At 62.3% G+C, this 24085-nt stretch carries 20 protein-coding genes and 1 pseudogene; 2 read left to right on the plus strand and 19 right to left on the minus strand.

Going from position 1 to position 24085, the window contains the following annotated elements; genetic code table 11:
- Positions 1 to 467: 467 nt before the first annotated feature.
- Together QWI75_RS15040 and QWI75_RS15045 are read right to left on the minus strand one after the other, a co-directional pair.
- A protein-coding gene (locus QWI75_RS15040) for an IS3 family transposase (protein ID WP_289268921.1) occupies positions 468 to 1576 on the minus strand; the annotation gives its coding sequence in 2 pieces (ribosomal slippage) (positions 468 to 1300 and positions 1300 to 1576; 1110 coding nt in all).
- A 79-nt stretch (positions 1577 to 1655) separates the two neighbouring features.
- Complete coding sequence (locus QWI75_RS15045; RefSeq protein WP_289269403.1) at positions 1656 to 2468, minus strand: DUF4974 domain-containing protein; 813 nt, start codon at positions 2466 to 2468, stop codon at positions 1656 to 1658.
- 515 nt (positions 2469 to 2983) lie between these two features.
- Between QWI75_RS15045 and QWI75_RS15050 the strand changes: the two are divergent.
- Positions 2984 to 4327: pseudogene (locus QWI75_RS15050) on the plus strand (IS1182 family transposase); the annotation flags it as partial.
- Between the two features lie 189 nt (positions 4328 to 4516).
- Here QWI75_RS15050 and QWI75_RS15055 read toward each other — a convergent pair.
- Positions 4517 to 4987 (minus strand): hypothetical protein, encoded by a 471-nt coding sequence (locus QWI75_RS15055; RefSeq protein WP_289269404.1) that lies wholly within the window; start codon positions 4985 to 4987, stop codon positions 4517 to 4519.
- Positions 4988 to 5377: 390 nt separating this feature from the next.
- Between QWI75_RS15055 and QWI75_RS15060 the strand changes: the two genes are divergently transcribed.
- Positions 5378 to 6679 (plus strand): IS256 family transposase, encoded by a 1302-nt coding sequence (locus QWI75_RS15060; protein WP_289269405.1) that lies wholly within the window; start codon positions 5378 to 5380, stop codon positions 6677 to 6679.
- A 14-nt stretch (positions 6680 to 6693) separates the two neighbouring features.
- On the opposite strand, the gene QWI75_RS15065 is transcribed toward QWI75_RS15060, so the two are convergent.
- From QWI75_RS15065 to lpxK, 16 genes are all read right to left on the minus strand, one after another.
- The gene (locus QWI75_RS15065; protein ID WP_289269406.1) at positions 6694 to 8079 is read right to left on the minus strand and encodes an RHS repeat-associated core domain-containing protein; all 1386 of its coding nucleotides are present in this window, start codon (positions 8077 to 8079) and stop codon (positions 6694 to 6696) included.
- A gap of 166 nt (positions 8080 to 8245) precedes the next feature.
- Entirely contained in the window at positions 8246 to 9043 is a 798-nt protein-coding gene (locus QWI75_RS15070) for a class I SAM-dependent methyltransferase (RefSeq protein WP_289269407.1), read from the minus strand.
- A 31-nt stretch (positions 9044 to 9074) separates the two neighbouring features.
- On the minus strand, positions 9075 to 9806 hold the full coding sequence (locus QWI75_RS15075; protein ID WP_289269408.1) for a sugar phosphate nucleotidyltransferase: 732 nt from the start codon (positions 9804 to 9806) through the stop codon (positions 9075 to 9077).
- Between the two features lie 80 nt (positions 9807 to 9886).
- Complete coding sequence (locus QWI75_RS15080; protein WP_289269409.1) at positions 9887 to 10981, minus strand: glycosyltransferase family 4 protein; 1095 nt, start codon at positions 10979 to 10981, stop codon at positions 9887 to 9889.
- A 27-nt stretch (positions 10982 to 11008) separates the two neighbouring features.
- On the minus strand, positions 11009 to 11887 hold the full coding sequence (locus tag QWI75_RS15085) for a glycosyltransferase family 2 protein (protein ID WP_289269410.1): 879 nt from the start codon (positions 11885 to 11887) through the stop codon (positions 11009 to 11011).
- Complete coding sequence (locus QWI75_RS15090) at positions 11884 to 13074, minus strand: glycosyltransferase family 4 protein (protein WP_289269411.1); 1191 nt, start codon at positions 13072 to 13074, stop codon at positions 11884 to 11886. The genes QWI75_RS15085 and QWI75_RS15090 overlap by 4 nt, the downstream gene beginning before the upstream one ends.
- Positions 13071 to 13679: a CatB-related O-acetyltransferase gene (locus QWI75_RS15095; protein ID WP_289269412.1), complete on the minus strand. Its 609-nt coding sequence runs from the start codon at positions 13677 to 13679 to the stop codon at positions 13071 to 13073. The genes QWI75_RS15090 and QWI75_RS15095 overlap by 4 nt, the downstream gene beginning before the upstream one ends.
- Before the next feature lie 60 nt (positions 13680 to 13739).
- A complete protein-coding gene (locus QWI75_RS15100) occupies positions 13740 to 14258 on the minus strand; it encodes a class I SAM-dependent methyltransferase (protein ID WP_289269413.1) in 519 nt (172 codons plus the stop codon).
- 67 nt (positions 14259 to 14325) lie between these two features.
- The gene (gene rfaQ / locus QWI75_RS15105) at positions 14326 to 16638 is read right to left on the minus strand and encodes a putative lipopolysaccharide heptosyltransferase III (RefSeq protein WP_289269414.1); all 2313 of its coding nucleotides are present in this window, start codon (positions 16636 to 16638) and stop codon (positions 14326 to 14328) included.
- Complete coding sequence (locus QWI75_RS15110) at positions 16635 to 17405, minus strand: glycosyltransferase family 2 protein (RefSeq protein WP_289269415.1); 771 nt, start codon at positions 17403 to 17405, stop codon at positions 16635 to 16637. Before QWI75_RS15110 ends, rfaQ begins: the two co-directional genes overlap by 4 nt.
- Positions 17406 to 17409: 4 nt before the next feature.
- The gene (locus QWI75_RS15115) at positions 17410 to 18255 is read right to left on the minus strand and encodes a glycosyltransferase (protein ID WP_289269416.1); all 846 of its coding nucleotides are present in this window, start codon (positions 18253 to 18255) and stop codon (positions 17410 to 17412) included.
- Between the two features lie 13 nt (positions 18256 to 18268).
- Positions 18269 to 19069: a glycosyltransferase family 2 protein gene (locus QWI75_RS15120; protein WP_289269417.1), complete on the minus strand. Its 801-nt coding sequence runs from the start codon at positions 19067 to 19069 to the stop codon at positions 18269 to 18271.
- Positions 19066 to 20184: a glycosyltransferase family 4 protein gene (locus QWI75_RS15125; protein ID WP_289269418.1), complete on the minus strand. Its 1119-nt coding sequence runs from the start codon at positions 20182 to 20184 to the stop codon at positions 19066 to 19068. The genes QWI75_RS15120 and QWI75_RS15125 overlap by 4 nt, the downstream gene beginning before the upstream one ends.
- Positions 20181 to 21236 carry a lipopolysaccharide heptosyltransferase II gene (waaF, locus tag QWI75_RS15130; RefSeq protein WP_289269419.1) on the minus strand — a complete coding sequence of 352 codons (1056 nt, stop codon included), beginning with the start codon at positions 21234 to 21236 and terminating at the stop codon, positions 20181 to 20183. Before waaF (QWI75_RS15130) ends, QWI75_RS15125 begins: the two co-directional genes overlap by 4 nt.
- 4 nt (positions 21237 to 21240) lie before the next feature.
- Entirely contained in the window at positions 21241 to 23046 is a 1806-nt protein-coding gene (waaF, locus tag QWI75_RS15135; protein WP_289269420.1) for a lipopolysaccharide heptosyltransferase II, read from the minus strand.
- Positions 23046 to 24068, minus strand: coding sequence for a tetraacyldisaccharide 4'-kinase (lpxK, locus tag QWI75_RS15140; RefSeq protein ID WP_289269421.1), 1023 nt, complete (start codon positions 24066 to 24068; stop codon positions 23046 to 23048). The genes waaF (QWI75_RS15135) and lpxK overlap by 1 nt, the downstream gene beginning before the upstream one ends.
- Positions 24069 to 24085 lie beyond the last annotated feature (17 nt).

Genomic DNA, 24085 nt, shown 5'->3' on the forward strand with positions numbered 1-24085 from the left:
GAGTGCAATCGATGACCCCGGCTGACGAAGGACAGACTCTCCAGGTTGCGTCATGATGCGATGGCATCAGGATGCCGTTCCTGGGCGTACGCTGAGCCACCGCGACTGTGAGGCGACGCCGGAGCGTCACGCCGTCGCGGCGGCACCGATCTCAGCCGTCCTTCGCCCTGGGCCCGCCATGACGCGACCCCTTCGTGTCTGCCCTTCCAGCCGGGCAGGCCCGAGTGCGCCCCGTCCGATTGAGCTTCCCCCCATTGTTTGGACAGGTTTTCATCTGAATTAAGCTAATGGATCTTTCCCTCCTTCCCTCCTTTCTTTTAGAGTTCTTCTGACTCCTGTTTCCCCAGAGGCGCGGGCCACAAACCGTCAATGCGTGGTTTGGGTGCAGGGGCATTTCAACACTTCGCTCCAGGATCGGTTATACGGGGCGATCGCCTGTCGGTCCATACCGGAGTAGCCCCCTCGACTCAGCCAAAATGCACCTCGGCCGGGGTCCGTCGGCCCAAGCTCTGGTGCCGTCGTTCGGTGTTGTAGAACAGAAAATACCGCTGCAACCCGGCCCAGGCCTCGGCTCCGTCGGCGTCGTCCCGCAGGTAGATCTCCTCGTACTTCACGCTCCGCCACAGCCGTTCCACAAAGATATTGTCCAAGGCCCGGCCGCGCCCGTCCATGCTGATGCGGACGCCCGCGCCCTCCAGCCGCCCCGTGAACTCGTCGCTTGTAAACTGCGCCCCTTGATCCGTGTTGAAGATCTCCGGCTGCCCGCTCCCCAACGCGTTCTCCAACGCTTCCAGGCAGAACAGCGCGTCCAGCGTGTTGGAGAGCGCCCACGCCAGCACGTAGCGGCTGTACCAGTCCAGCACCGCGACCAGGTACAGGAACCCGCGCCGCATCGGCACATACGTGATGTCCGCACACCACACGTGGTTCGGCCGCTCCACCGCCAGCTCCCGCAGCAGATAGGGATACGTCGGATGCGCGGGCTGCCGGCGGCTCGTGTGCGGGCCCGGCAGCACCGCTTGCAACCCCATCACCCGCATCAGCCGCGCCACCCGCTTGTGGTTGACCACGTGGCCCAATCGCTGCAGCCAATCGGTCATCCGGGGCACTCCGTAAAACGGCCGTTGCAAGTACAGTTCATCGATCAGCCGCATCAACGTCAGATTCTCGGCCCGTTCGGGCACTGGCTCGTAGTAGTAGGTCGAGCGCGCCAGGCCCGCCACCACACACTGCTGCACGATCGACACGGCACCCGGGTCGGCGTGGATCCATCCGCGGCGGGTCTCCCGCGGCACGCTCAGAGCTTTTTTCGCAGCCACTCCAGCTCCATCTTCAGGCGGCCGATCTCCTGGTACAGCGGGGCCGTCACCACCTCCTCGCTACGCCCCGTGCCCGCCAGACCTCGCCGGAACACCTCCGGCGCCCCGTCTAGCAACTGTCGCTTCCAATGGGCAATCACCGTCGGGTGCACACCATGGACGGCACTCAATTCACTCAGGGTCCGCACCCCCTTGATCGCCTCCACTGCCACCCGCGCGTTGAACTCCTCCGAATGGGTCTTCCGTTTTGGGGCCATAGGTGTCTCCCGGTTTTTGCGACGGTCGTTCTACCATAATTTCTTGGCTTCACGACCTGTCCAAAAAACGGGGGTAACTTCAGATCACGCCCATGACGGCATCCTTTGCCTTCGCATTGGAGAGATAGAACGTGCGGACCATCAGATCCTGATATTGGGCGAGCTTCTGTTTGTTGTTCGGCAGGATCAAGAGCGTGTCCGGTCCGACCTTCTGCGAGACCAGTCCGTTCGTATTGAGGATTAAGGTGAGGGCTTCATCGAACGACATGTCTTTCAAAAAGATCGTGATCGGGTCATCGCGGATGTCTTTATCGAACACGACGTTGATATTGGCCGTCCGCGCCACGATCTCGAACACCTCCTTCAACTTCGCATTCTGGAAGCGCATCGTAATCGGCTTGGTCGATTGCCCCACAGACTGGGCCGCGCGCTGTTGTGTGCTGAGCGTCGTGATTCCCGTCAGAGCCTCGATCAAAGACGGGTCCAGTTCCACTACTCGTTCATAGATGGCCAAGGCCTCATCGGTTCGCCCCATGCCCTGAAACTTTCTGGCGAGCTGCAGTTGATCCTGCGCTTGTTTGAGCCGCAGCGCGTCGGCGAGCGCCGCTTGATAGTCGCGGTTGGATGGATCGTAGCCCATCGCCATCTTCAGCTCGGTCAGCGCCTCAGGCAACTGTCTCTCGGCCAGGTACTCTCGCCCGACCTCATAGTGTGCGGCCGCGGCTTCTTGCTTGGCCTCATCCAATCGAGCGACCAGCTCGCGATCGTAGGGGTTGGCTTTGACCGCCTGCCGATAGATCGCCACGGCTTCGTCCCATTGCCCAGCCGCCGCAAGGTCCTCCGCCATGCGGACTTGACTGGTCGTGCAGGACAACAGGACTAGGCTCATCATCACGAGCCATGCCCAGCACCGGAAGATTCGTATTGGGAGACACCACGTCAGCATACGAAACGATTTCCCAACACACGTGGCCACACGTTTCCAAATGGAGTCGACTACTTGGTGGCACAGCACATCCCACCTCTATCGGGCAATCACCTAGAAAAGAGTAGCACGGTTGATGCAGGCGTCTAGGCTGGCTGGATCGAAGACTGAAGAATAGGGACGAACAGCGGCCGCAGGGAAATCTGGATAATACAGAGTCTGGTCTAGTGACCAGTACCCATGACGAGCATGACCGCGACCAGTCAGGTGATAGACGGCGTTAAGAAGTTCAGGAAGGAGGGAGAGGGGAAAGGGTCCACCCCACTTCGAGCCAATGCGTGATTACAAGACCTGAGCGGACCCCCGCTTCCTTATTTCTCCCGCACTAGGAGCCTGTCCGACATTAGCCCCAACGCACTTGTGTGCAGGCTCTGACTCGTGTATCAGCCATGCAGCATCGTGATGAGCGAGGAGGCTGCGTGATGACGACTCGGACCTTTCGTCCCTATGATCCCGATGAGCTGTGGCTGTTGCCGCCGTCACCCCGCGACTGGTTGCCGGAAGACCACCTGGCGTACTTCCTGGCTGATCTGGTGGAGGAATTGAATCTCCAACCCATCCTGGCGACCTATGGTGGGGTGACGCGCGGCACGGCACCGTATCACCCGCAGCTGCTGGTGAAGGTGCTGCTCTATGCCTATGCCGTGGGGATTCCGGCCTCGCGGCAGATTGCGCGGAAGTTGGAGGAGGATGTGGCCTTTCGAGTGCTGGCGGCGAATCAGCGGCCGGATTTCCGGACCCTCAGTGATTTTCGGAAGCAGCATCTGACGGCGCTGGCCGATCTGTTTGTGCAGGTCCTGAAACTCTGCCAGCGGGCGGGCTTGGTCAAGCTGGGGCATATCGCGCTGGATGGGACGAAGATCAAGGCGAATGCGTCGAAGCATAAGGCGATGAGCTATGGACGGATGGTGACGGAAGAGGCGCGGCTCACGGCGGAAGTCCAGCGGCTGTTGACGCAGGCCGAGGCGGCGGATGCGCGGGATGATGCGGCGTATGGCCCTGACCGGCGGGGTGATGAACTGCCCGCCGAACTGGCGCGCCGGGAGCAACGGCTGGAGACCATTCGGGCGGCCAAGGCGGTGCTGGAGCAGGAGGCCCAGGCGGAGGCCGCCCTCACATAGGCGGCACACGAGGGGCGCAAGGCAGAAAGACCGCGCCGGGGACGGCCGCCGCAGCCCCCCAGCCCGGTGCCCCATCCGAAGGCGCAGCGCAACTTCACGGATCCCGAGAGCCGGATTATGCCGGCGTCGAACGCCAAGGGGAGCGTCGTCCAAGGGTACAACTGCCAAGCGGCCGTCGATGCGAGGACGCAGATCATTGTCGCGGCCGACGTCACCGATGAAGCGAATGACAAGCAGCAAGCGCAGCCGATGCTGACCCAGGTACTGGCCCAGACCGGTCAGGTCCCGCGGACCGTGAGTATGGATGCGGGCTATTTCAGCGAGGCGAACGTCACGGCCCTCACGGCGCTGGGGTGTCGGCCACTCATCCCGCCGGATCGCCACCGCCACAGCCAGGCGATACCCGCCGCGCCCCGGGGCCGACCGCCAGCGGGCCTGTCGGTGGCGGATCGGATGCGCCGCACCCTCCGGACCACACGCGGACGACGACTCTACGCCCGGCGCAAAGCGATCGTCGAGCCGGTCTTCGGCCAGATCAAGCAGGGCCGCGGCTATCGACAGTTCTTGTTGCGCGGGATGCGGCAGGTGCGCGGGGAATGGGCGCTCATCTGTACCACGCATAATGTGCTCAAACTCTGGACTGCCCTGCGCCATCGTCGCCAACGCCCCGGCGAGGGGCTGCGGGCCTTGGGCAGAAGCCGGAAGGCGGAGCGGAAAACCCAGGGGTAGTCGAAAGTCGCCAGGTCAATCCGTCTGTAGCTGTGCGTAGATGGGATTAACCGGAATGCCCATGCTGTGCTCAGGTCAATGTCGGACAAGCTCCTAGCACCAGTGCTACGGATTCTCTATCACCCATTCTTTGCGAATGGTAACGGGATCGAGAATCGAAAAATAGAACTCCCTACTTTGTCTCCTTTCAAATGAAATCAGGATTGGATCGTGTGCACAGTCATGGCGCTGAGTTCTGTCTATGATCACTTTAAATTGTCGATCTGGGGGGAGTGTTGGGGTTTGAAACATCAAGCCGACCAGCACCTCCTCCGAAATAATGAGTGAGTCGACGATATAGGATGGATTCTTCATGTCAAGGAGCGCCTCAAGCGAGGTATGACGACCTTTCTGAACTGGATGAGGGCCGCTCATTGAGACAGCGACCAAATGCCTATCCTCTTCGGTGACCAGGACGATGTCTTTCGGGTCAAATCGAATCGCTCCATCCGTGGAATTCAATGTTAGCAGAACCCAAAAATGATCTTGGGCATGATTGTGCCAGATTGGAATAATAGGCAGAATCAGACCCATCATTCCGAACACCTCAGCATTGAGCGGAATCACGTTGAGCTTCAATGAACAGGACAGAACGCCTGTACTCTTGCCTTGGGCGCTTACATGGGGCACGCTGCGACTAGAATTTACTATTCCTACGCAACCTAGGCTAGACATCAGTAGCACGGCGACCAGCAAGGCCACAATCGGCTTGAGGAGGCTCAATGATTGAACAACGGTACCCAATAAAGAGACCAAGCTGTGCTTTCGAGTAGGACTAAAGAACATAAGGTCGCGAAGGCATTTGTTAAGCCCATTTTGAGTTGCTAAGGGTGAAGTCTTAGACTTGCTGGAAAAGTGAGAGGGATGCATCCTCACCGGTTTGAACGTCTGGCGGCGTTCGAATCACAACCAACAAGGAGCATCCCCATGGCAAGAGTACCGAGCAGCGTCGGCACGCGCAAGAGGCTGAAAGAGATGTTGGCAGGCGACCCGGGCGAGATCGACACCAGTGTGTTTGTGCGGCAAGCCGTCCGCCTGATGATCGAAGAAGCGTTGGAGGCCGAAGTCAGTGAGCGCCTGAGCCGGGGCTATTATGAGCGCGGACCGATGGCAGAGGCCCCCGGAACCCCGCGCGGGTATCGCAATGGGGTACGAGTCGGACGGCTGAAAACTGCCGAAGGCGTCATTGAGTATGGTGTCCCGCAAGTGCGCGGCATCGAGGGCTGGCAATCAGAGATTCGCGCGGCGCTGGGCGGTAAGAGCGAGGAACTGGAACGGCTCGCCGTAGAGATGTATGCCCGCGGGCTCTCCATGCGCGATATCGAAGCGGCGTTCACGGGCGCCGATGGGCGCTGCCTGCTCAGTCGCTCCGCCGCGAGCCGCGTGTGCGAGGCCTTGTGGGCCGACTATCAGGAGTTTGCCCGCCGCGATCTCTCCGGCATCGAGGTCGCCTATCTGTTCATCGACGGCGTCGCCGAGCGACTCCATCTCGGGCAACCTCGCGAGGCGGTGCTGGCGGCCTGGGCGATTACGATGACCGGCACCAAAGTGCTCCTGGGACTGCAACCGGGGACCAAGGAAGACACGGTGTGCTGTAGCGACTTCTTGCGAGACCTCAAAGCCCGCGGCCTCGCGGATCCCGTGCTCGTCGTCACCGATGGCGCGCCCGGGCTGATTCGCGCGGTGGAAGAATGTTTGCCGCGCGCCCTGCGGCAGCGCTGTTTGGCGCACAAGCTCAGAAACCTTGAAACGAAGGTGCCGGCCGAGCGGTGGCGCGAGGTGAAGGCGATGGCGCTGGCCGCCTATCACGCCTCGAGCCCGAAGACCGCCGAGCTCGCCGCCGACGAGTTTCGGCACACCTACGCGAACGAGCTGCCCAGCGGCGTGAAATGTTTCGATGATGATTTTGCCGCGTGCATCACCTATTTGCGTCTGCCCGTGGCGCACCGGCGGGCGACCCGCACGACCAATTTACTGGAACGACTGTTTCTGGAGGAACGCCGCCGCAGCCACACGATCCCGCATGCGTTTGGCGAACGCGCCGTCCTGAAGCTCATGTATGCGGCGCTCCAGCGAGCCAGCGGCACGTGGCAACGGGTGGCGCTCACCGACTTCGAGCGAAAACAATTGCTCACGCTTCGGGAGGAACTCGACCGGGAATTCACGGAGAAACATCGAGTCACTCAATCCGCATCCCGCTCACCAATTTCCAGCAAGCGGGGGACTTGACCTTGCTAAGAAGGCTAGAATGGCTCGCCTCTTTGCTGGGGAGGACTGTTTACAACTGCACCAGAACCACTTCTGCACTTCGATCCGTCTATACCCAAGATACAATGATAGCCTTTCTCAAAAAACTTTGGTATCTCCCGAGAAAGAAATTTCGACAATGTACTTTCCATAACTTCCATCCCCGAACCGACCGCCAACGCGGCCTCCGGCATTCCTGGGATGCCAAGTGCGAGTTTGCTTCCGCTTGATTTCGTTAACGGCTCGATTTGCAGAACGTTACCGGGACCAAGAATTGGTTCGCCAGCTGGAATCGTATTGGCTAAAAAGTACTCTGCCCCAGAAAGAAGCGCCGCCAGAGAAGCTCCGGTAGCGGCACCCCGTAATGCGCTGACAGAGATTGTGTCCCAGTCCCCGGCTCCACCGCCGTATCCAACGGTGGCGCCCATCCCTCCTCCTACCAGTGCACCGGCTCCGATACGGTTCCCAACAGCGGCAATGGTTAGCAAGTCAAAGAAACTATCTCCATAAGGTACTTCCCACGCCATCCCTTGGATCGCTCCCGTTATAGCCCCGACCCCTGCCCCGAATAGAATGCCGCTACTAAGATCTCCACCCCTCTTTGTTGCACTATACCCTCCAAATCCTCCTCCCAGTGTCGATCCGAGTGCCATGCCGAGACCTGCTCCACACCCCCCGCACTGTATTGAGGCAATAATGGAACCAGCTACGATTTCACCAGCGAGAACATATCTTCCCGATCGTGATTGAGTAAGAACTGCCCCGCCAACTACAAAACCGCAACTGTTTAGCATTCCGCATGTGCTAGGCAATATAGCGGAAAACACTGGCCCGCCAAAGATTTGGATGGCAAGCCCTAATGCAGTGATTCCCTTGTCCCCTAACGTCTTGTTGAGGAACTTCTTGAGTTTGAAGTGTCCTGTTGGGTCCGTATATTTGAATGGATTGTTCCCCGCATAGGTGTAACGATTCAAATCCTGCGGATCGCGGGGATTCGGAACGATCGTGTCCGCCGAGATGAACCGCCCCAGGGTCGGGTCATAGTAACGAGCTTCATAGTAGTAGAGCCCCGTTGTGCTGTCCAACTCCTTGCCCGTGTATTTGTACGGGACATCCACCGTCGGATTGGCGCTGCTCTGATTCGTGCGCGTCGCTCCGTACGGATAGTACGCCAGCCTCTGCACCAAAGCGCCCGTGTTATCCGTGATGACGCTGCTGGAACCCAAATGGTCCTGATGCCAATAATGGATGGCACCGGTATTGACCGCCACAGTCGCAATGCGCGTATTTCCTGCAAAGATGAATCGCGTGCAGCTCGTATTGTCGCACTCATAGAGCTTGCCGATGTAGCGGGTCGTCGTGGTGCCCGCAATCTTCTTCACTCGCCCACCATCCCCGTCATAGACGAACGTGGTCGTTTGGCCGTTATGGGAGATCCTCAGCGGCTTAGGCGGGATGGCGTGTGTAAGAGGGAATCTACTGCTCGGATGATACTTCAAACCTCCACGTATCTGTGTTCAGGGTCATCTTCGGAGGATACAGTAGAAGTTACCGTGAATCATGCGGGCTGACATGGACCTCCGAGGCGACTATACCCTTTTCCGCCACTAATCCCGGGACGGCATCGATCTTGACGGCCTGCACGATGAGGATGTCGCCGAACAGAAGCTTGTCGTCCAACAGGACCGACCGGACCTGGGCCGCCTTGGGATTGTTCTTCACCCAGCTTCTCCCCCGCGATCGGATCAAGGGCTTGAGACATTGATGCAGCCACGATCCGGTCTTGGACAGCTCGTTGGTCTCAACCGTCTGAACCACAAAGCCGTTGTTCTCCAGGATATGTCTGAGCTCGATGTAACTGACCGGATTGATGTGCCACGCCGGCCCGGCCATGTAATCGAACGTGTTGGGTGCTCCATAGAGAAGATACTGGAGCCGAGACCGAATCGAGGCCACATTCGGCGTCGTCACCACGAGGCTGCCTCCCGGCCGCAGGACCCGATTGGCTTCGCGCACCAGATGAAAGGGATTTTCGAGATGCTCAATCCCCTCGATACAGGTGTACAGATCAAAACTGCGATCCGCAAAGGGCAAGGTCCGGTTGAGATCCACCTTCGCACAGGCGACCTCCCGAAGCTTGAACTGTTGCGGATCGAGATCGCCGCAGGAGATCTCCAGCCCGAGCCGACGCCGCAGCAAGGTTTGGGCAAAGGCCCCTTCACCGGCCGGCGCGTCCAGAATTCTCTTGCCGTCCAACGGTCCCCGGGCGGACAGGATTTCGATGACCTTCTCGAAGATGCCCGGCGCGCTGATCCGACGTATGTCAGCCTGAGCCTGTTCCACCATCCCGCCTCTTCTTCTGTCCGCGGACGCGCGGCTATCCCATCCTGTTGGCTCCCGTCTGGGCGACAAACTGGTTCGCCAGGAACAGCGATTCGATCGTCCCGGCGTCGGTCCACCAGCCCTCCAGTTTGTCCCAGGTGAGTTCATTCTGTCGGATATAGGCGTTGTTCACGTCCGTGATCTCAAGCTCTCCCCGTCCCGACGGTTTCAGCGTCTTGATGATCTCGAACACCTGCGCATCGTAAAAATAGATGCCCGTCACGGCGTAGGGAGAGGCCGGCTGTTTCGGCTTCTCATCGATCCGGATCACCTTGTCGCCGTCCAGCGCCGGGACGCCGAACCGCTGGGGGTCCTTGACCTCCTTGAGGAGGATCTTGGCACCGGTCCGCTGCGCGCGAAAGGCCTCCGCCGCCTTCAGGATATTGCGCTCGATGATATTGTCTCCGAGCACGACGCAGATCGGGTTCCGGTCAGCGAAGTGCTCGGCCAGCCGCAAGGCATCGGCAATCCCCCCCTCGCCCTCCTGATAGGTATAGTTCAGATGCCGGAGGCCGAACTGCTTGCCGTTTCCCAATAACCGCAGGAAGTCTCCCGCGCTGTTGCCGCCCGTCACCAGCATGATTTCGTTGATGCCGGCGTTCACGAGGGTTTGAATCGGATAGTAAATCATCGGCCGGTCATAGACCGGGAGCAGATGCTTGTTGGTGACCTTGGTCAACGGAAGCAGCCTGGTTCCGAGCCCCCCAGCCAGCACGACGCCTTTCATGAGTTTCCCCCTCGAAGTTTGATCAGACTCATGGATGAGACCAGCCGGCCGCGATTCGGACGGCCATCTCCGCGGACGGCTTACGCTTGAGCCGCCACCTTGCGATAGACCTCGACCATCCGGCGGGCCGTCTCATCCCACGAGAACTGCCTCGCCCTGACGAGACCGCGCTTCCGGAGCTCTTCCCAGCGGCTCTCATCGCTCAGCAGGCTGCGCATCTCCCGAGCCAGTCCCTCCACGTCGTCCGGGTCCACCTGCGCCCCCGCATCGCCCACCACCTCCGGCAAGGAAGAGGCGTTGGAGGAGATCACCGGACAGCCGCAGGCCATGGCTTCCAACACCGGCAAGCCGAACCCTTCGTAGCGGGAGGGGAAGACGAAAAGCCGCGCCTGCCGATAGAGACGCAACAGCCGGTCGTCCGACACGGGTCCGGGAAACAGCACGCAGTCCGTGAGGCCCAATCGGGTCACGAGGTCAACCACGTCGGCGCGCTTTCCCACATCTCCCGCGAGCACGAGATCGTGGCGCTGGCGGATCGGCTGGGGCAAACGCGCGAAGGCGTCGATGAGCGTCTCCACATTCTTGGTCGGATCCTTTCCCGCGACGCACAGCACATAGGGCTTCGCCCCTTCCCTCTCCTCACAGCGCGCCGCCGGCGCAAACCGTTGCTGGTCCACGCCGGGATAGACGACCGTCACCCGGTCCTCCTCAACCGGGAGGAGGCGGAGAATGTCGCCCTGCGAGCAGAGGGAATCGGTCACCACGTGGTCGAGACGGGCCCAACGATCTCCGATCACCAGAGAAAACAGCCGCTCGTTGAAGCTTGGCCGAGGACGATGATGGGCAAGCACCAGGGGTTTCAAGTCATGGATCGTCGCGACGAACTTCCCGCGCTTCCATGCGATACAGGAATCATAGGGAAAATGCAACACGTCGTAGGTTCCCGCCGCCAGCGGCGCCACCTGTTCCCACACGCGCCGCCGGAAGAACGGAATGCGGACGGTGCGATAGACCATGTTGGGACGGGCCGTGAAGGCACAGGCCGAAGGCGGCATCAACACCAGATAGTCGTGCTCCCGATCGACGCGGCCGATGGCTTCGATCAGCTCCCGCGCGTAGCGGCCCAACCCGACGTTGAAGTCCCTCACGTGCCATGCGGCGATGACGATTTTCATGATGGAGAAAATCCCCGTCGCGACCGGCTACGGCGTCGGCTTGATCCCTGAGGCCGACGCGCCCGCCGGCGTCGGTTTTTCGATCAAGGCATGGCCGTATCTCAGCCGCTCATAGCGGGCGGTCACAACGCTCCGCAAGCCGGTCCAGCGGCGCTCCAGCCAATTGCCGCGGACAGTCCGGTTCCACTTGGCGGTGAAATGGGCCAGGTTGGCGGTCGGATAGGTCCGGCTCTGTTTGTTCTTGATCGCGTCCTGCGTCACCATGCTGAAGTGGTGGATCAGCACCGAGCCGGTCATCGCCGCCTGCCATCCGGCTTCACGGGCGCGCCAGAGAAAATCCACGTCTTCGCAGCCGCCGTAGGTAAAGGCTTCGTCGAACAGTCCGACCTGCTCAAAAACCCGGCGGTCGATCAGCATGCAGGCCCCGTAGATCTCCTTTCGAATGGCCCCGGCGCACCGGCGGGTAAACTCCGCGGCATACCGTTCCAGATCATAATCGAGCGGCCCCTCGCGGGCCGATGGAGACACGATGCCATAGCGGCCGCTCTGCATGAACGCCAGCAAGCCTCTCAACCAGCCCGGCGTCACCACGATGTCGTTGTTGAGGATGCCGATGACCTGGCCCGTGGAAGCCCGGACCCCTTGGTTCCAGGCCTTGGCGCAGCCCAGGTTGCTGTCGTTGGCGATCACCTGCGCCGGCACCGTCTTCAAATAGTCGCGCGTGCCGTCCGCCGAGGCATTGTCCACGACGATCACCTCAATAGGAACATCGGTCCAGCGGTGAATGGAATCCAGACACCGGCGCGTATAGTCGAGCTGATTGTAGACCGGGATCACCAGACTGGTCATCAGGCCGGAGCCCGCCGTCGCGGACGGCTCCCCGGCAACCACCGGGCCGGGGTTCACAGCGGGGCTCCGATGGAAGACGGTTCCACCGGCCCCTGGATGAGCCCGGCATAGACGGAGGACAGGCCATTCATCATGGCCTCCACGGTGAATTGCTTCATCACCCGCTGCCGGCCTTTCCGTCCCATTTCCTTGCGACCGTCAGGGTCCTTCAGCAGGGCCGTGACGGCCCGCGCCAGTTCGCCGACATCCCCGGGCGGCACCAATAACCCGGTCTCTCCGTTCACGACGATGTCGGGCAAGCCCCCGGTCCGGGAGGCCACCACCGCCCTTTCCCTCGCCATCGCTTCCAGCACCGCAATGCCGAATCCCTCCATGAGGGAGGGCTGCACGTACAGGTTCATGGCGTCAAGAAGGGCTCGGACCTGCCGCTCGAACCCGAGGAAATGGACGCGGCCGGTCAGGCCCAAATCGCGGCACTGGAGCCTTAAGCTCCGCTCATGTTCCTCATCGCCCTGTCCGAGAACCAGATAATGGACATCCGGCACTGCGGCCAGGATTTCGGGCAGCGCGCGGAGCATGATGTCGTAGCCCTTCCGCGGAAAAATGTTGCCCACGGTGCCGATCACGACGGCGTGGTCGGCGATCCCCAGCCGGCGCCGTACAGCGGACCCGGCTCCGTCCATCTCCGCGCCCACCCAGCGGCCGTCGAGTCCGCTGTGCAGCACACGGATGCGGTCCCGTTTCACGCCGCCCGCCTCCAACGTGCCGGCCACCTGGGTGGATACCGCCAACACACAGTCCAACCTGGCCAGTTCATATTGGGCGACCTTGGACACGTCCAGGTCCTGCCTGAGATGCGCCGCCACCGGAACGCGAGCGGCATGGAGGGCGCGCAGGGTCTGCGGGACCCACCAGAGATCGTTGACATGGATCAGGGAGGGCTTGAGGTCCTCGATGAGATGCCGCAACAGGCGAACCGCCGGCTTTCGGCGAGGGAAGCTCCACATCTTTCTCCAGGCGGGGAAATCAGCGCCGTGGACCGGGATGCCGCGCTGCTTCAGCTCCATCGCCAGGGGGCCGCGTTCCGGACAAATCACGGCCGGAACATACCCGAACGATCCCAAGTGCTCGACATAGGCCAGCAGCTCCCGCTCGGCCCCGCCGATCTCGCCGATGCCGTGGACGAAGAGGATCTTCGTGTGTCGCCCCTCGCGGGGCCGGGACAACAAGGCCGGAGATTTCACGGTTGCGGCACCCCGTAGCGCCGGATAAAGGCCTTCAGGTCGGAGGACATCAGGAGCGGCAGCGCCTCCTCAATCTTCGCCGGCGGCCAATCCCACCAGGCGATCGCCAACAACGCCTCGATCGTCTGCTGATCGAATCGATATTTCACGACCCGGGCCGGCGAACCGGCCACGATTGCGTAAGGAGGCACATTCTTCGTAACCACGCTTCTCGCCCCGATCACGGCTCCGTTTCCGATGGTCACGCCGGACAGGATCAGCGCGTCGGTTCCGACCCACACATCGTTCCCGATGACCACATCTCCCTTCGAGACCGATGGGTAAGGCAAGCGCATCTTGTCGCCCACCATGACTTGGAACGGATAGGTCGAAACCCAATCCGTCCGATGATTGAACCCGGTCAGGATCGTCACCCCGGAGGCAAAGGAGCAGAACCGTCCGACTGTCAAGGTGGTGCCGTCCTCGCCCCGCGGGACTCGGGGATGGCCGTAGCTCCATTCGCCGATGGAGAACCCCTGGTAGTCGGGATTGTTGCCCATGATCGTCCGAGACGGCCGCGGCGCTCTCAATCCGATCTTCACCAGAAAGTCCCTCACCCTTCCCATCGCCTCGCTCCGGATCGCTTCGTCCCCTCCGCCGCCCCCTGTTTCCGGCGGCCCTGTCGTTCAGGGCGTCCCGACTTTGTCCACGCGAAGCGTGACATGCATGTTATCGACCACATTCCACAGATAGCGGCGGCACCGTTTCTGAATGTAGGCCGGCAACCACCGGAACGGCTTGCGCACATCATAGGCAATCCGCTCAACCCGGAAATCGGTCCTGATTCCATAGTCAGTCGGGGGCTCGAAGTATTGAAAGGTATCCTCGGTGATGTACCGCACGTGAGTGGGATCACGAAACGCGCCGCGGGACGTGTAGTAGGGCACGACGATTTCCACCTTCCCGCCAGGCCGGCAAATGCGGGAGACCTCCTCCATCAAACCGATCAGATCGCGCACATGTTCAATCACATGCCTCATCCAGACCACGTCGACCGAGCTGGTCTTGATCGGAAGCCGGTGCTCGATATCGGCCACGACATGAATGCCGGGTTCCCTTCGCACATCGACTCCCCAGGCTCCCTCGACTTTGTTCTTTCCACACCCAAGATCGAGAACCACCGGCCTGCCGCTCTCCCTGGTCATCTTTACCAATCACGCCTTGGCCGGTTGGCTCGCCGTTACCCGAACAAGTCAATGAAGCGCCGGACCGTCATGCGGATCGCTCCTGTGAGCCGTCGCCGACGGATTGTGCCCGGCTTCCTGACGGCATGGACAACAGGCGTCGTGCCGTCTCAAACACTTCGTCGACCGTGATCTGCCTCATGCAGCTTTGCTCGCCGCGCATGCAGGTGGGATGGTAACAGTCCCTGCAATCCAGCCCCTTGTAGATGGTCGTCACCTCCGCCGTCCCGTACGGCGTCCATTCCGAGGGGGAAGACGGCCCAAAGAGCCCGATGACCGGCGTCCCGACGGCTGCGGCCAGGTGCATCGAGCCATTGTCGTTGCCGATGTATAGGGCGCAGCATTTCACGATGGCGGCGAACTGCCTGAGATCGACTCGTCCGGTGATATTGATCGGGCGACAGCGGGCCAGTTCCTGTATCTGAGCCGCCACGGCCTGCTCCCGCGCGCCGCCGCCGATCAAGACCCTACAACCGGCCTCCGAAGAGAGCCGATCGGCCAACTGGGCAAACCGCTCGGCCGGCCAGGCCTTGAACCAGTATCGGGCGCCGGGATGGAACATGACGAGAAGCCGGCCATCCGGTGAGATGCCCAATTCTTGGAGCAACCGCCCGCCCTGCTCCTCTTCCTCTTTCGTTAACCACACCGTCGGAGGTTCCGGCTTGGCCGTGATCCCGAGCGGGGCCAGCAGCGCCAGATCCCGGCTGATTCGATGGGTGCCCTCCGGAGGCGAATCGACTTCGTGCGTGTAGGCCAGCCAGCCCCGCCACCGCCGCGATTCACGAAATCCGATGCGGACCGGAATGTTGCTCAACAGGCAGGTGAATTCGGCCCGGTCGTTGCCGGTCATGTCGATCACGCAATCGAACCCTCGCTTCCGGACCTCGTGATAGAACTGCGCCTGCGTGCCGAAGCGGCTTCGATCGACGAGCAGGACCTCCGCCACGTCAGGGTTGTGCCGCAGCACGTCTTCAGTCCCGGGGTACACCGCAACCGTCACACGGCTATCCGGAAGCGCCTGACGCAGAGCCCGCAGGATCGGGGTGGCGAGCAGGACATCCCCGATGTAGCGCAGCTTCAGGAGCAGAATATTCCGCATCGACATCGGGCGCGGCACCAGAGCAGGCCCAACGGAACGATCCGGTGCGAGAGACTGGCTCACGATGCGCGGCCGGTGCTGGTGGGGGTCGCCGGACGCGGCGTTTCCGGACGAACAGGAACCGGAGGAGCAGGCCGGAGGGCAGAGTTCCCGATAGACGCGCATGACCTGCCGGGCCGATTCCTCCCACCTGAACAGCTTGGCCCGCTCAAAGCCTTTTGCGACCAGAGAGTCCCGCAAGGCGCGATCCTCAAGGGCCCGCGCCATAGCCTGCCCCAACTCCGCGGGGTCGTCCGGGTTCGCCAACAGGGCCGCATCCCCGGCAACTTCGGGCAGGGACGAGCGGTCGGAGGTCACCACCGGCGCCCCGCAGGCCATGGCCTCCAACACCGGCATGCCGAACCCCTCATAGAGGGACGGAAAGACAAACAGATCCGCGTGGGAATAGAGCAGCCGAAGTTCCATCCCCGACACCCGTCCCGGACAGATGACGCGACCCTCCAGCCCCACGGCCTTCGCGGTCTCCAGATAATTCCCGAACCGGTGGACTGGGTCCCCAACCAGGATCAGCTTGCGCCGCCCCAGCCGCGCAGCTTGCCCAGCCGCCGCCTGTAGGAACACCCGGTGATTCTTGCGCGGATCCGCGCCTCCGACGAAGAGCACGAATCCCTCGTCAGGGGAGAGCGCCAGTTTTTCGCGCAACATCGCCATCGCCGCAGGATCGCGCAGCGGGCGGAACTCCTCCGAGACGCCGCAATAGACCACCTCGATCCGCTCCGCAGGCAGGCCGTACAGCTCCGTGATTTCCCGCGCCGAGAATTGCGAGATCGTCACGACCTTGCGCGCCCGCCAGACCGCGCGGCTGGTCCGGGAGGCCGCGCTGCGCTGGCCGAACAATCGCGTGGAATATTCCGGATGGCGGTCCAGCCATCCGTCGTAGATCGTCACGACCCCTCCGTACCGCCCGACCGTTTGCAGGCGAAAGTTGGTCCCATGGTAGAGGTCCAGCCCGTCCCGCTGCGCCCGGAATTTGATCGCCCAACGCGGGGTCTCGCGCCAGCGTACCCGTGGATCGGAAGCCCAGGCATCGAGCCTGCCGAGATCGAGCGAGCCGCGATCGACATAACAGACCAACTCGAAATCTTCGTTCAACCGCAGAAGCCCGCGCAGGAGGTAATAGACGTACCACCCGATCCCTCCCCGGTCCCGCACCGCCGGCGTCGCATAGATTCCGACCCTCACCGGTCCCCCCCGTCGCCGGCCGCGATCGACTCCCAGGCCTTGGCGTATTTCAGGAACGTGAACATGCCGGCAAACAGCGCGACCACAAGGCCGTGCACCCCGTCACGCCATCCGCCCCGCAGGACATAGGTCTTGGCGATCGTGCCGAGGTGATGGCCGGCGATCTGAGCCGCCGTCACGCGGGACCGGCGTTTGAGCTTCTCCGCGGCGCCGAGCGTGGAATAGGCGACGACCTTCCGCGCGTGGTGGGCCACCGTGGGCATCGTGTGGTGATCCATCGGATTCGACAGCCGGAGGACGCGCCCTTGGAACAGCAGCCGCTCATGCAACTTGGTATCGTCGTACCGGCAAGCGGCTCGCCGGATCAGCCGGATTTGATGATCCGGATACATCCCTCCCCCTTGGATCCAGCGGCCGTAAAAGAAGTTGCGCCTGGGGACCTCGAAGGCCGCCACGTCCGCCGGGACTTCCGCGGCGAGGACCGTCTGGATTTCGCGCGCAAGGGCGTCCGGCACCCGCTCGTCGGCATCCACGATCAGTACCCACTCGCTGCTTGCCTGTTCGATCCCGAAATTTTTCTGCGGCCCGTACCCTGGCCAAGGCCGGACGAAGACACGGGCGCCGGCCTGTTCAGCCAGCTCCACCGTCCGGTCCGTGCTCTGGGCGTCCACCACGATCTGTTCGCCCGCCCATTGAACGGACTCCAGACAGGCCGGGATGTTGTGCGCCTCGTTCTTGGCGATGACCAGCGCAGTGACCGCCGGCATCGGTTTACCCTCGGAATCCACGTTGCGCAATCTCCCTATAAAAACGCCAGTTGAGCCATCGATTGACCCTCGGTTTCAAGCGCCGGGCCGCAGCGATCCGGTCCTGCATCACAGCCGGATGGCGGCCGCGAAAATCCTTGAGGATGTCATAGTGCTCGAACTCGGCCGCCTCGGACGTAAACCAACGTGACTCCGACGGCGGAGGCGCGTCCCCGTGGTAGACGGCGGTCTGTTCCCGCTTCTTGGCCGTCATCGTCACCGGAGCCTTGACCCAGCCGTAATGGAACACCAGGGCGCCGGATGAGGCGAGCCATTCCTTCGGCCCGTTTTGCAGATAGCGCTGCGTCGCCTTCTCATGAAAGCCGACCGCGTCGCCGCAGGATTCGACTTCGCCGTTGTTGCGGATGATCCGCACCGCCTTATGGTAGTACCAGGGGTTCAGGGACCAGTAATCGCCGACGAAATGCAGGTAGCGAAAGAGGAGGCCCTTCACCGCCGGATTGTTCACGTGCCTGGCCATGGAACGGACGATGCCCGGCAGATGGTCCTCATGAATCACTTCGTCGGCCTGGAGGTAGAACGCCCAGTCCCCGCGGCAATGGGACAAGGCGATGTTCGTCTGTTGCGAATAGATCAGCCCGCCTTGCCGCAAGGTCTCGTCCCACACCGAGTCGATGATCCGGATCTTCGGATCGTTGATGGACTCGATCAACTCGCGGGTGCCGTCCTCGCACCGCCCGACATTGACGATGAATTCATCGACGATCGGCAGGATGGATCGGATGGACTCCGTCACCGGATAGTCGTATTTGACCGCGTTCCGACAGAATGTGAACCCGCTGACCTTCATTACTTGCTGGCCTTCACCCCTTCCCACTTGAAGCTAAACATTTACTTGAGCCACTCACCTGAATCTCCCAAAACTTCGCGTACTTCAGGAAGGTGTAGTAGCCGTACAAGCCGGAGAGGATCAACCCCGGCATCCCGTCACGCCAGCCGCTTCTGCCGACGTACATCTTCAGAAACGTAAAGAGCGGGTGGCTGACCAGTTGGTGCGGGCGGAACCGGCGGCCCTGCGCGGCCATGCGCCTGGCCATCAGGTCCGAATACCGGTCCATCTTGGCCAGGTAGTGATCGATATTGCGGAACGGGTATTGGAAGATCGCCTGGGTGAAATACCCCGCCTTGCCGGTGATGTCGAACCCTTCGTGCACGACATCCCCCTCCCGGTACCGAACGCTCCCCTTGCGGAACAGTTGCGGCTGCCGGTAGTCGGGATAGAAGCCGCAGTGGCGGATCCACCGGCCCAGAAAAAAATTCTTGCGCGGAATGAAATAGGCATCGGCCTGACCGGAAACCATCGTGCGCCGCACTTCATCGCGCACCTCCGGCGTGGCGCGCTCGTCCGTATCGAGGCTGAAGATCCAGTCGTGCGAGGCTCGGGCCGTGGCCTCGTTCCGGAGCCGGCCGAACCCTCGAAACTCGTGTTGAAAAATCCTGTCGGTGAACTCCTTCGCGATCACCGCCGTTCGGTCCGTGCTGAAGGAATCCACCACGACGATTTCATCCGCCCACGTCACCGACTCCAGGCAGGCCCGCATGTTCGGCTCGTCGTTGTAGGCCATGATGACGGCCGAAACCTTCGGCGACGCGGTTTCCATCATGACCTGGCAGCGGCCATGTCAGCCGCGCGGCGGTACACCCGCTCCAGCTCGTCCAACATCCGATCCAGGGAATAATGCCGCTCGACGAGGGATCGCCCCGCCGCGCCCAGCCGCGCCCGCAGCTCGCGGTCGTTCAACAACAGGCGGATCCGGTCCGCCAGCGCGGCGGCATCACGGGGCGGCACGACGAACCCGGTTTCTCCGTTTCTCACGACATCCGGAATGGAACCCACCGTCGTCGACACGACCGGCAGCCCTACCGCCATCGCCTGCATGAGCACCTGCGGAATCGTGTCCCCCTCTACAGACGGGATGACAAAGACATCGAGCGAGTGGAAGACGTTCAACAGATCGTCCCGATAGCCCAGCATCCGCACCGAATGCCCGACCCCCTGTTCCTGGATGCGCGCCCGCAGTCTCGCCTCTTCCGGCCCTTGTCCGACCACCACGAAGGTGACATCCCGATCGCGCGCCGCGATCCGGGCCGCCGCATCGATGAAGTATTCATGTCCTTTATAGGAGCGCAGATAAGAAATCAATCCGACCAGGAGGTGCGTCCGTGGGAGCCCCAGTTCCTCCCGAAGATCCTTCGTGGAAGCTCCCGGCTTGAAGACCCCCACGTCGATGCCGATCGGGAACGCCACGACACGGTCGGACGCCAGCCCGTCCCGCTCAATCAGCCCGCGGCGGGTCAGCTCTCCGCCGGTGACGATGACCAGGTCGAGCAGCCGCTGATACAGAAGCCCGGTGGTCAGGTTGCGGTTGAGCGGGGTCGAAATATGCCTGGTCCTGATGACCGGCGGGCGCGGCGCCACCAGCCGGGCGGCCAACGATCCGATCCAACTGTCCCGCGAGCTGTTGACATGCACGATGGCCGGCCGTTCCTGCATCAACAGCCGGCGGAGCGTCAGGATCGCGGAGGGATAGCGCCACCGCCTCATGCAGAGCCCCACGACGGGAATGCCCTCCCGTTTGGCCATATCCATGATCGGGCTGCCTGGCTCCAGGATCATCGTGACCTGATGCCCGCGCTTCCGCAAACCCTCGGCATGGAGGATCACGGCCAGTTCCTGCCCGCCGACCGTCGTGCTCGATTCAAGGACAAACAGTTTCATGAGGTGAGCGAGACCGCCGAGCCGCTCGTCACGCGATCCACCTGCCGCGCAACCTCCGCCGGCGTGATGCGGGTCAGACATTCGAGATGGACCGTATGGCGACAGGTCCTGCTGAAACAGGGGCGGCAGGGCAGGGTGATTGAACAGACGTGATGGCCCAGGCCATAGGGGCCGGTGCGGACCTCGCTCGTCGGACCGAACAGGGCGACGACCGGTGTTCCGACCGCCGCAGCCACGTGCATGGGACCGGAATCGTTCGTGACGAGGCAACCGGCTTCCCGCAACAGGGCCGGGAGCAGACGCAGCGGGATTTCGCCGGCAAGGTTGGCGGCGTGACCCCGCACCGCCTGAACGACTGATTCGGCCTCGGCTCGATCTTCCTCCCCGCCGATCACGATGACCCCGTCCCAACCTTCCTGTATCAGCCGGTTCGCAACCTCGACAAACGACCCGCGCGGCCACCGCTTGGTGGGCCAGCGGGCCGAAACGTTCATGGCTGCCCACCGGCTCCGCGGTCCCAAGCCGGCTTGAGAGAGTCGCGCCCTCACGGTTGCTTCATCCTCCGGCTGGAACACAAAGGGAACGCGAACCCGGTCCGGAACGACACAGCCGACATACTTCGCCACGGAGAGATACCGATCCACCGCATGGATATCAGGATCGGGGACCGGCACGCGATGGGAATAGAACCAGGGACTCCCTTCTCTCGCGCTCTCGAAGCCGATCCGGACCGGGCAGCCGGTCCTCCAAGCCAAAACACCGCTACGTAACAGCCCCTGCAAGTCGATCACCAGGTCGAACCGGTGTGATCGGAGCCGTTGCATCATCGCCAGCCAGCCGGTCCATCGATCCTTGACCCTCCAGATGCGATCGATCCCTTCCACCCGCTCAAGAATGCCGGCCCACTGCTCCTTGACCAGCCAGGAAATCTCCGCCTGGGGAAACCGCGCGCGCAGCAATGGGATGACCGGCAAGGCATGGACAATATCGCCGAGCGAACTGGGCTTGACCACCAGCAGGCGCCGGACATCGGGGAGGGAGACTTCTCTCATGGACTCAGGCACCGGAGCGATCCCCTTCTCCTTTGAGCTGAAGCGCCAGGTCGCGGCGGCTGAGCCGATCGCGCAGAATCCAGTCCGCAGCCTCGGCCATGCTCTCGGCGACATGGTCGGGTGGCCGACCCTCATCGCGCATCCGAGCCAGATCGTGCCGGCTGTCCTCGCCGGACAACAGCAACACCGTTCCGGCTCCGACCCTCTGTCCCGCTATGACGTCGCGCGCACGATCGCCGAGGACATACAGGCTCGTCCGATCAAGGTCGTGCTCGCGACAGGCCTGCTCGATCAGTCCCGTCTCGGGCTTGCGGCAACGACAGCCGTCATCCGGATGATGCGGACAGACATAGAGGCCCGTCAATACCGCCCCCTGCTGCGCCAACTGGTCGCCAAGCCGTTTGTGAATCGCCTTGAGTTGTTGTCCCGTGATGAGGCCCCTGGCCACGCCCGATTGGTTGGTGACCACGATCAATGTGGCGCCGGCCGCAGACAGGCGCGCGAGCGCTTCCCCGACCCCGGGCAATAGCTCAAACGCCTCCGGGTCATTCAGGTACCCCGTGTCCCGGTTCAACGTGCCGTCCCGGTCGAGGAAGACGGTCACGCCGGTTAGAAGATTAGTGCTGGGTGCTGAGTGCTGGGTGCTGAGAGGTGAATGCTGAGTACTGGGCGCTGAGTGCGCAGGATCAAGTCCAGAGTGCTGGGTGCTGAGTGCTGGGTGCTGAGTGGTCACATCGCCAGTCTGGGGGCAGGACATCATCGCCTGTCGAGCGACCGCCACGACCTGCTCCACCGTCACGCCGGTCATGCAACGGTGGTCGATCGGGCATTCGCGCAACAGGCAGGGCGCGCACTCCACCGACGTCCGCACCACCGCGCGACCGTCGCCGAACGGCGCGGTCGTGCGCCAATCCGTCGGGCCGAACACCGCCACCACCGGGACGCCGAAGGCCGCCGCGATATGCATCGGCCCCGTGTCGTTGGTCAGGTAAAGCCGGCATCGTTTCGTGATCGCCATCAGCTCCCGAACCGAGGTCCGGCCGGACAGGACCATCGTCGGGGCTTCGATCTGTCGCGCGATGGCCTCACCCAGCTCCTCTTCCCCTGGAGCGCCGACAATCACCACCTGCGCCGGACGGCCGGTGCGATCGCGACAGAACGCGGCGATCTTGGACGCCGCTTCAGCAAAACGATCCGGCAACCACCGTTTGGCCGTGCCATAGGTTGACCCGGGGTTGAGCCCGATCAAGGTTGCTCCGGCCTGCAGACCGAACTCGGCCAGCCGGGCGGCAGCCGCCGCCTCTTCTTCAGGCTTGAGATAGAGTCTCGGCGCGCAGGGTTCGGTTTCACAGCCGAGTTGCCGCAGCAGTTCCAGATAGTAGGACACCTGATGAGGCACATGGCGAACCTTCGGCACGGCGGTGGTCAATAAGCATCCCCGCCCGTCGGTCGCGTAGCCGTAACGTCTGGGAATCCCGGCCAGGGCCGTGATGAAGGCCGCTTCAAAGGCATTTTGAAACAGGACCGCCAGGTCGAACTTCCGGCCGCGTAATTCTTGGGCAAGTTGCCATTTTCCCCAGAGCCCCTGATGCCGGCCCCGGTGGTCGTAGACCATCGACTCCGCCACATCCGGATGGCCGTCCAGCAACTCGACGATGGAAGGCCGGCCAAGTACCGTCAGGCGAGCCTCCGAAGAGATGCGGCGAAGGGCTCTGATCGCCGGTTCACACATCACCGCATCCCCAAGCCAATTGGGGACGCGAAGCAGGATCTGCGCGGCATCGCGATACGTCATGGTCCTGGCAGGCATCAGAAGAACCGCTCGTTCAACATTGCCAGGAGGGTCGCCTCGCCGGATTTGAACCGAGGTTCCAGCCGCACGGCCCACCAGGTATGGCCGAGACCGACCAATTCCGCCAGTTTGCAGGCGTCCTTCTCGGTCGTCACGATGAGGTCGGCGCCGCAAGCCTCCGCCCGCCTCTGGGCAGCCTCGACTTCTGCGGCGCGATAGGCGTGATGGTCTCGAAACTTCACGTGCTGGACGATCTCCAGGCCCATCTCACGAAGCACCCGCTCGAACGAGGCTGGATTGCCGATGGCGCTGACCGCGACGGCGGTCTTGCCCTTGGCGGCGGTTCCGTCCATCTCGGCGCCCTGCCGGATATTGACGAGGCGCTCCGGCACGAAATCGACTTCCACGGGAACGATTCGATGGCCCAGCGCCTCTTCCACGAGCCTGACCACCCTCTGTCCTCCGTTCCCCTCGCTGGCGCGGGTGATGATCAGGGTCGAACCTCGCGCCGCGGCGGTCAACGGTTCCCGCAGACGCCCGAACGGAAAGTGGCCCTTCAGCCCCTCCACGTCGGTCGCGTCCATCAACAGCAGATTGAGGTCCCGCCAGAGCGACAGGTGCTGGAATCCGTCGTCCAGGACCATGTCATCGATCGGAACGCGATTCAACAGCCAACGGCCCAGCTCATACCGGTCCCGGCCGACGGCGACGATGGCCCTTGGGCACCGACGGGCGATCAGAAACGGCTCGTCGCCCGCCTCCAGCGGGTTGGCCAAGAGATGGTGCCCGTCGGACACCAACAGATGAGCCTCTTGGCTACTGCGTCGATAGCCGCGGCTGAGCACGGCTACCCTCCGGCCCTGCTCCACCAACTGTTGCACGGTCCAGATCACCATCGGCGTTTTGCCCGTTCCGCCGACCGTGAGGTTGCCGATGCTGACCACCCGCACGGGCAACCGGTTGGTGCGCAGCAGTCCCCCACGATAGCAGGCGGCCCGGCATCGGGAGGCCAGTTCATAGGGTAGCGACAACAGCCTCATCAGTGACTGCGGGGCTC

Origin of the sequence: Nitrospira tepida, assembly GCF_947241125.1 — a bacterium.
Classification (GTDB): Bacteria; Nitrospirota; Nitrospiria; order Nitrospirales; family Nitrospiraceae; genus Nitrospira_G; species Nitrospira_G tepida.

Bases quoted from the DNA above. Each gene is read 5' to 3' on its own strand.
- QWI75_RS15045 (WP_289269403.1), bottom strand. From the start codon at position 2,468: ATGATGAGCCTAGTCCTGTTGTCCTGCACGACCAGTCAAGTCCGCATG.
- QWI75_RS15055 (WP_289269404.1), bottom strand. From the start codon at position 4,987: ATGATGGGTCTGATTCTGCCTATTATTCCAATCTGGCACAATCATGCC.
- QWI75_RS15060 (WP_289269405.1), top strand. From the start codon at position 5,378: ATGGCAAGAGTACCGAGCAGCGTCGGCACGCGCAAGAGGCTGAAAGAG.
- QWI75_RS15070 (WP_289269407.1), bottom strand. From the start codon at position 9,043: ATGGTGGAACAGGCTCAGGCTGACATACGTCGGATCAGCGCGCCGGGC.
- QWI75_RS15075 (WP_289269408.1), bottom strand. From the start codon at position 9,806: ATGAAAGGCGTCGTGCTGGCTGGGGGGCTCGGAACCAGGCTGCTTCCG.
- QWI75_RS15080 (WP_289269409.1), bottom strand. From the start codon at position 10,981: ATGAAAATCGTCATCGCCGCATGGCACGTGAGGGACTTCAACGTCGGG.
- QWI75_RS15095 (WP_289269412.1), bottom strand. From the start codon at position 13,679: ATGGGAAGGGTGAGGGACTTTCTGGTGAAGATCGGATTGAGAGCGCCG.
- QWI75_RS15100 (WP_289269413.1), bottom strand. From the start codon at position 14,258: ATGACCAGGGAGAGCGGCAGGCCGGTGGTTCTCGATCTTGGGTGTGGA.
- QWI75_RS15110 (WP_289269415.1), bottom strand. From the start codon at position 17,405: ATGCCGGCGGTCACTGCGCTGGTCATCGCCAAGAACGAGGCGCACAAC.
- QWI75_RS15115 (WP_289269416.1), bottom strand. From the start codon at position 18,255: ATGAAGGTCAGCGGGTTCACATTCTGTCGGAACGCGGTCAAATACGAC.
- QWI75_RS15120 (WP_289269417.1), bottom strand. From the start codon at position 19,069: ATGATGGAAACCGCGTCGCCGAAGGTTTCGGCCGTCATCATGGCCTAC.
- QWI75_RS15125 (WP_289269418.1), bottom strand. From the start codon at position 20,184: ATGAAACTGTTTGTCCTTGAATCGAGCACGACGGTCGGCGGGCAGGAA.
- waaF (WP_289269419.1), bottom strand. From the start codon at position 21,236: ATGAGAGAAGTCTCCCTCCCCGATGTCCGGCGCCTGCTGGTGGTCAAG.
- waaF (WP_289269420.1), bottom strand. From the start codon at position 23,046: ATGCCTGCCAGGACCATGACGTATCGCGATGCCGCGCAGATCCTGCTT.
- lpxK (WP_289269421.1), bottom strand. From the start codon at position 24,068: ATGAGGCTGTTGTCGCTACCCTATGAACTGGCCTCCCGATGCCGGGCC.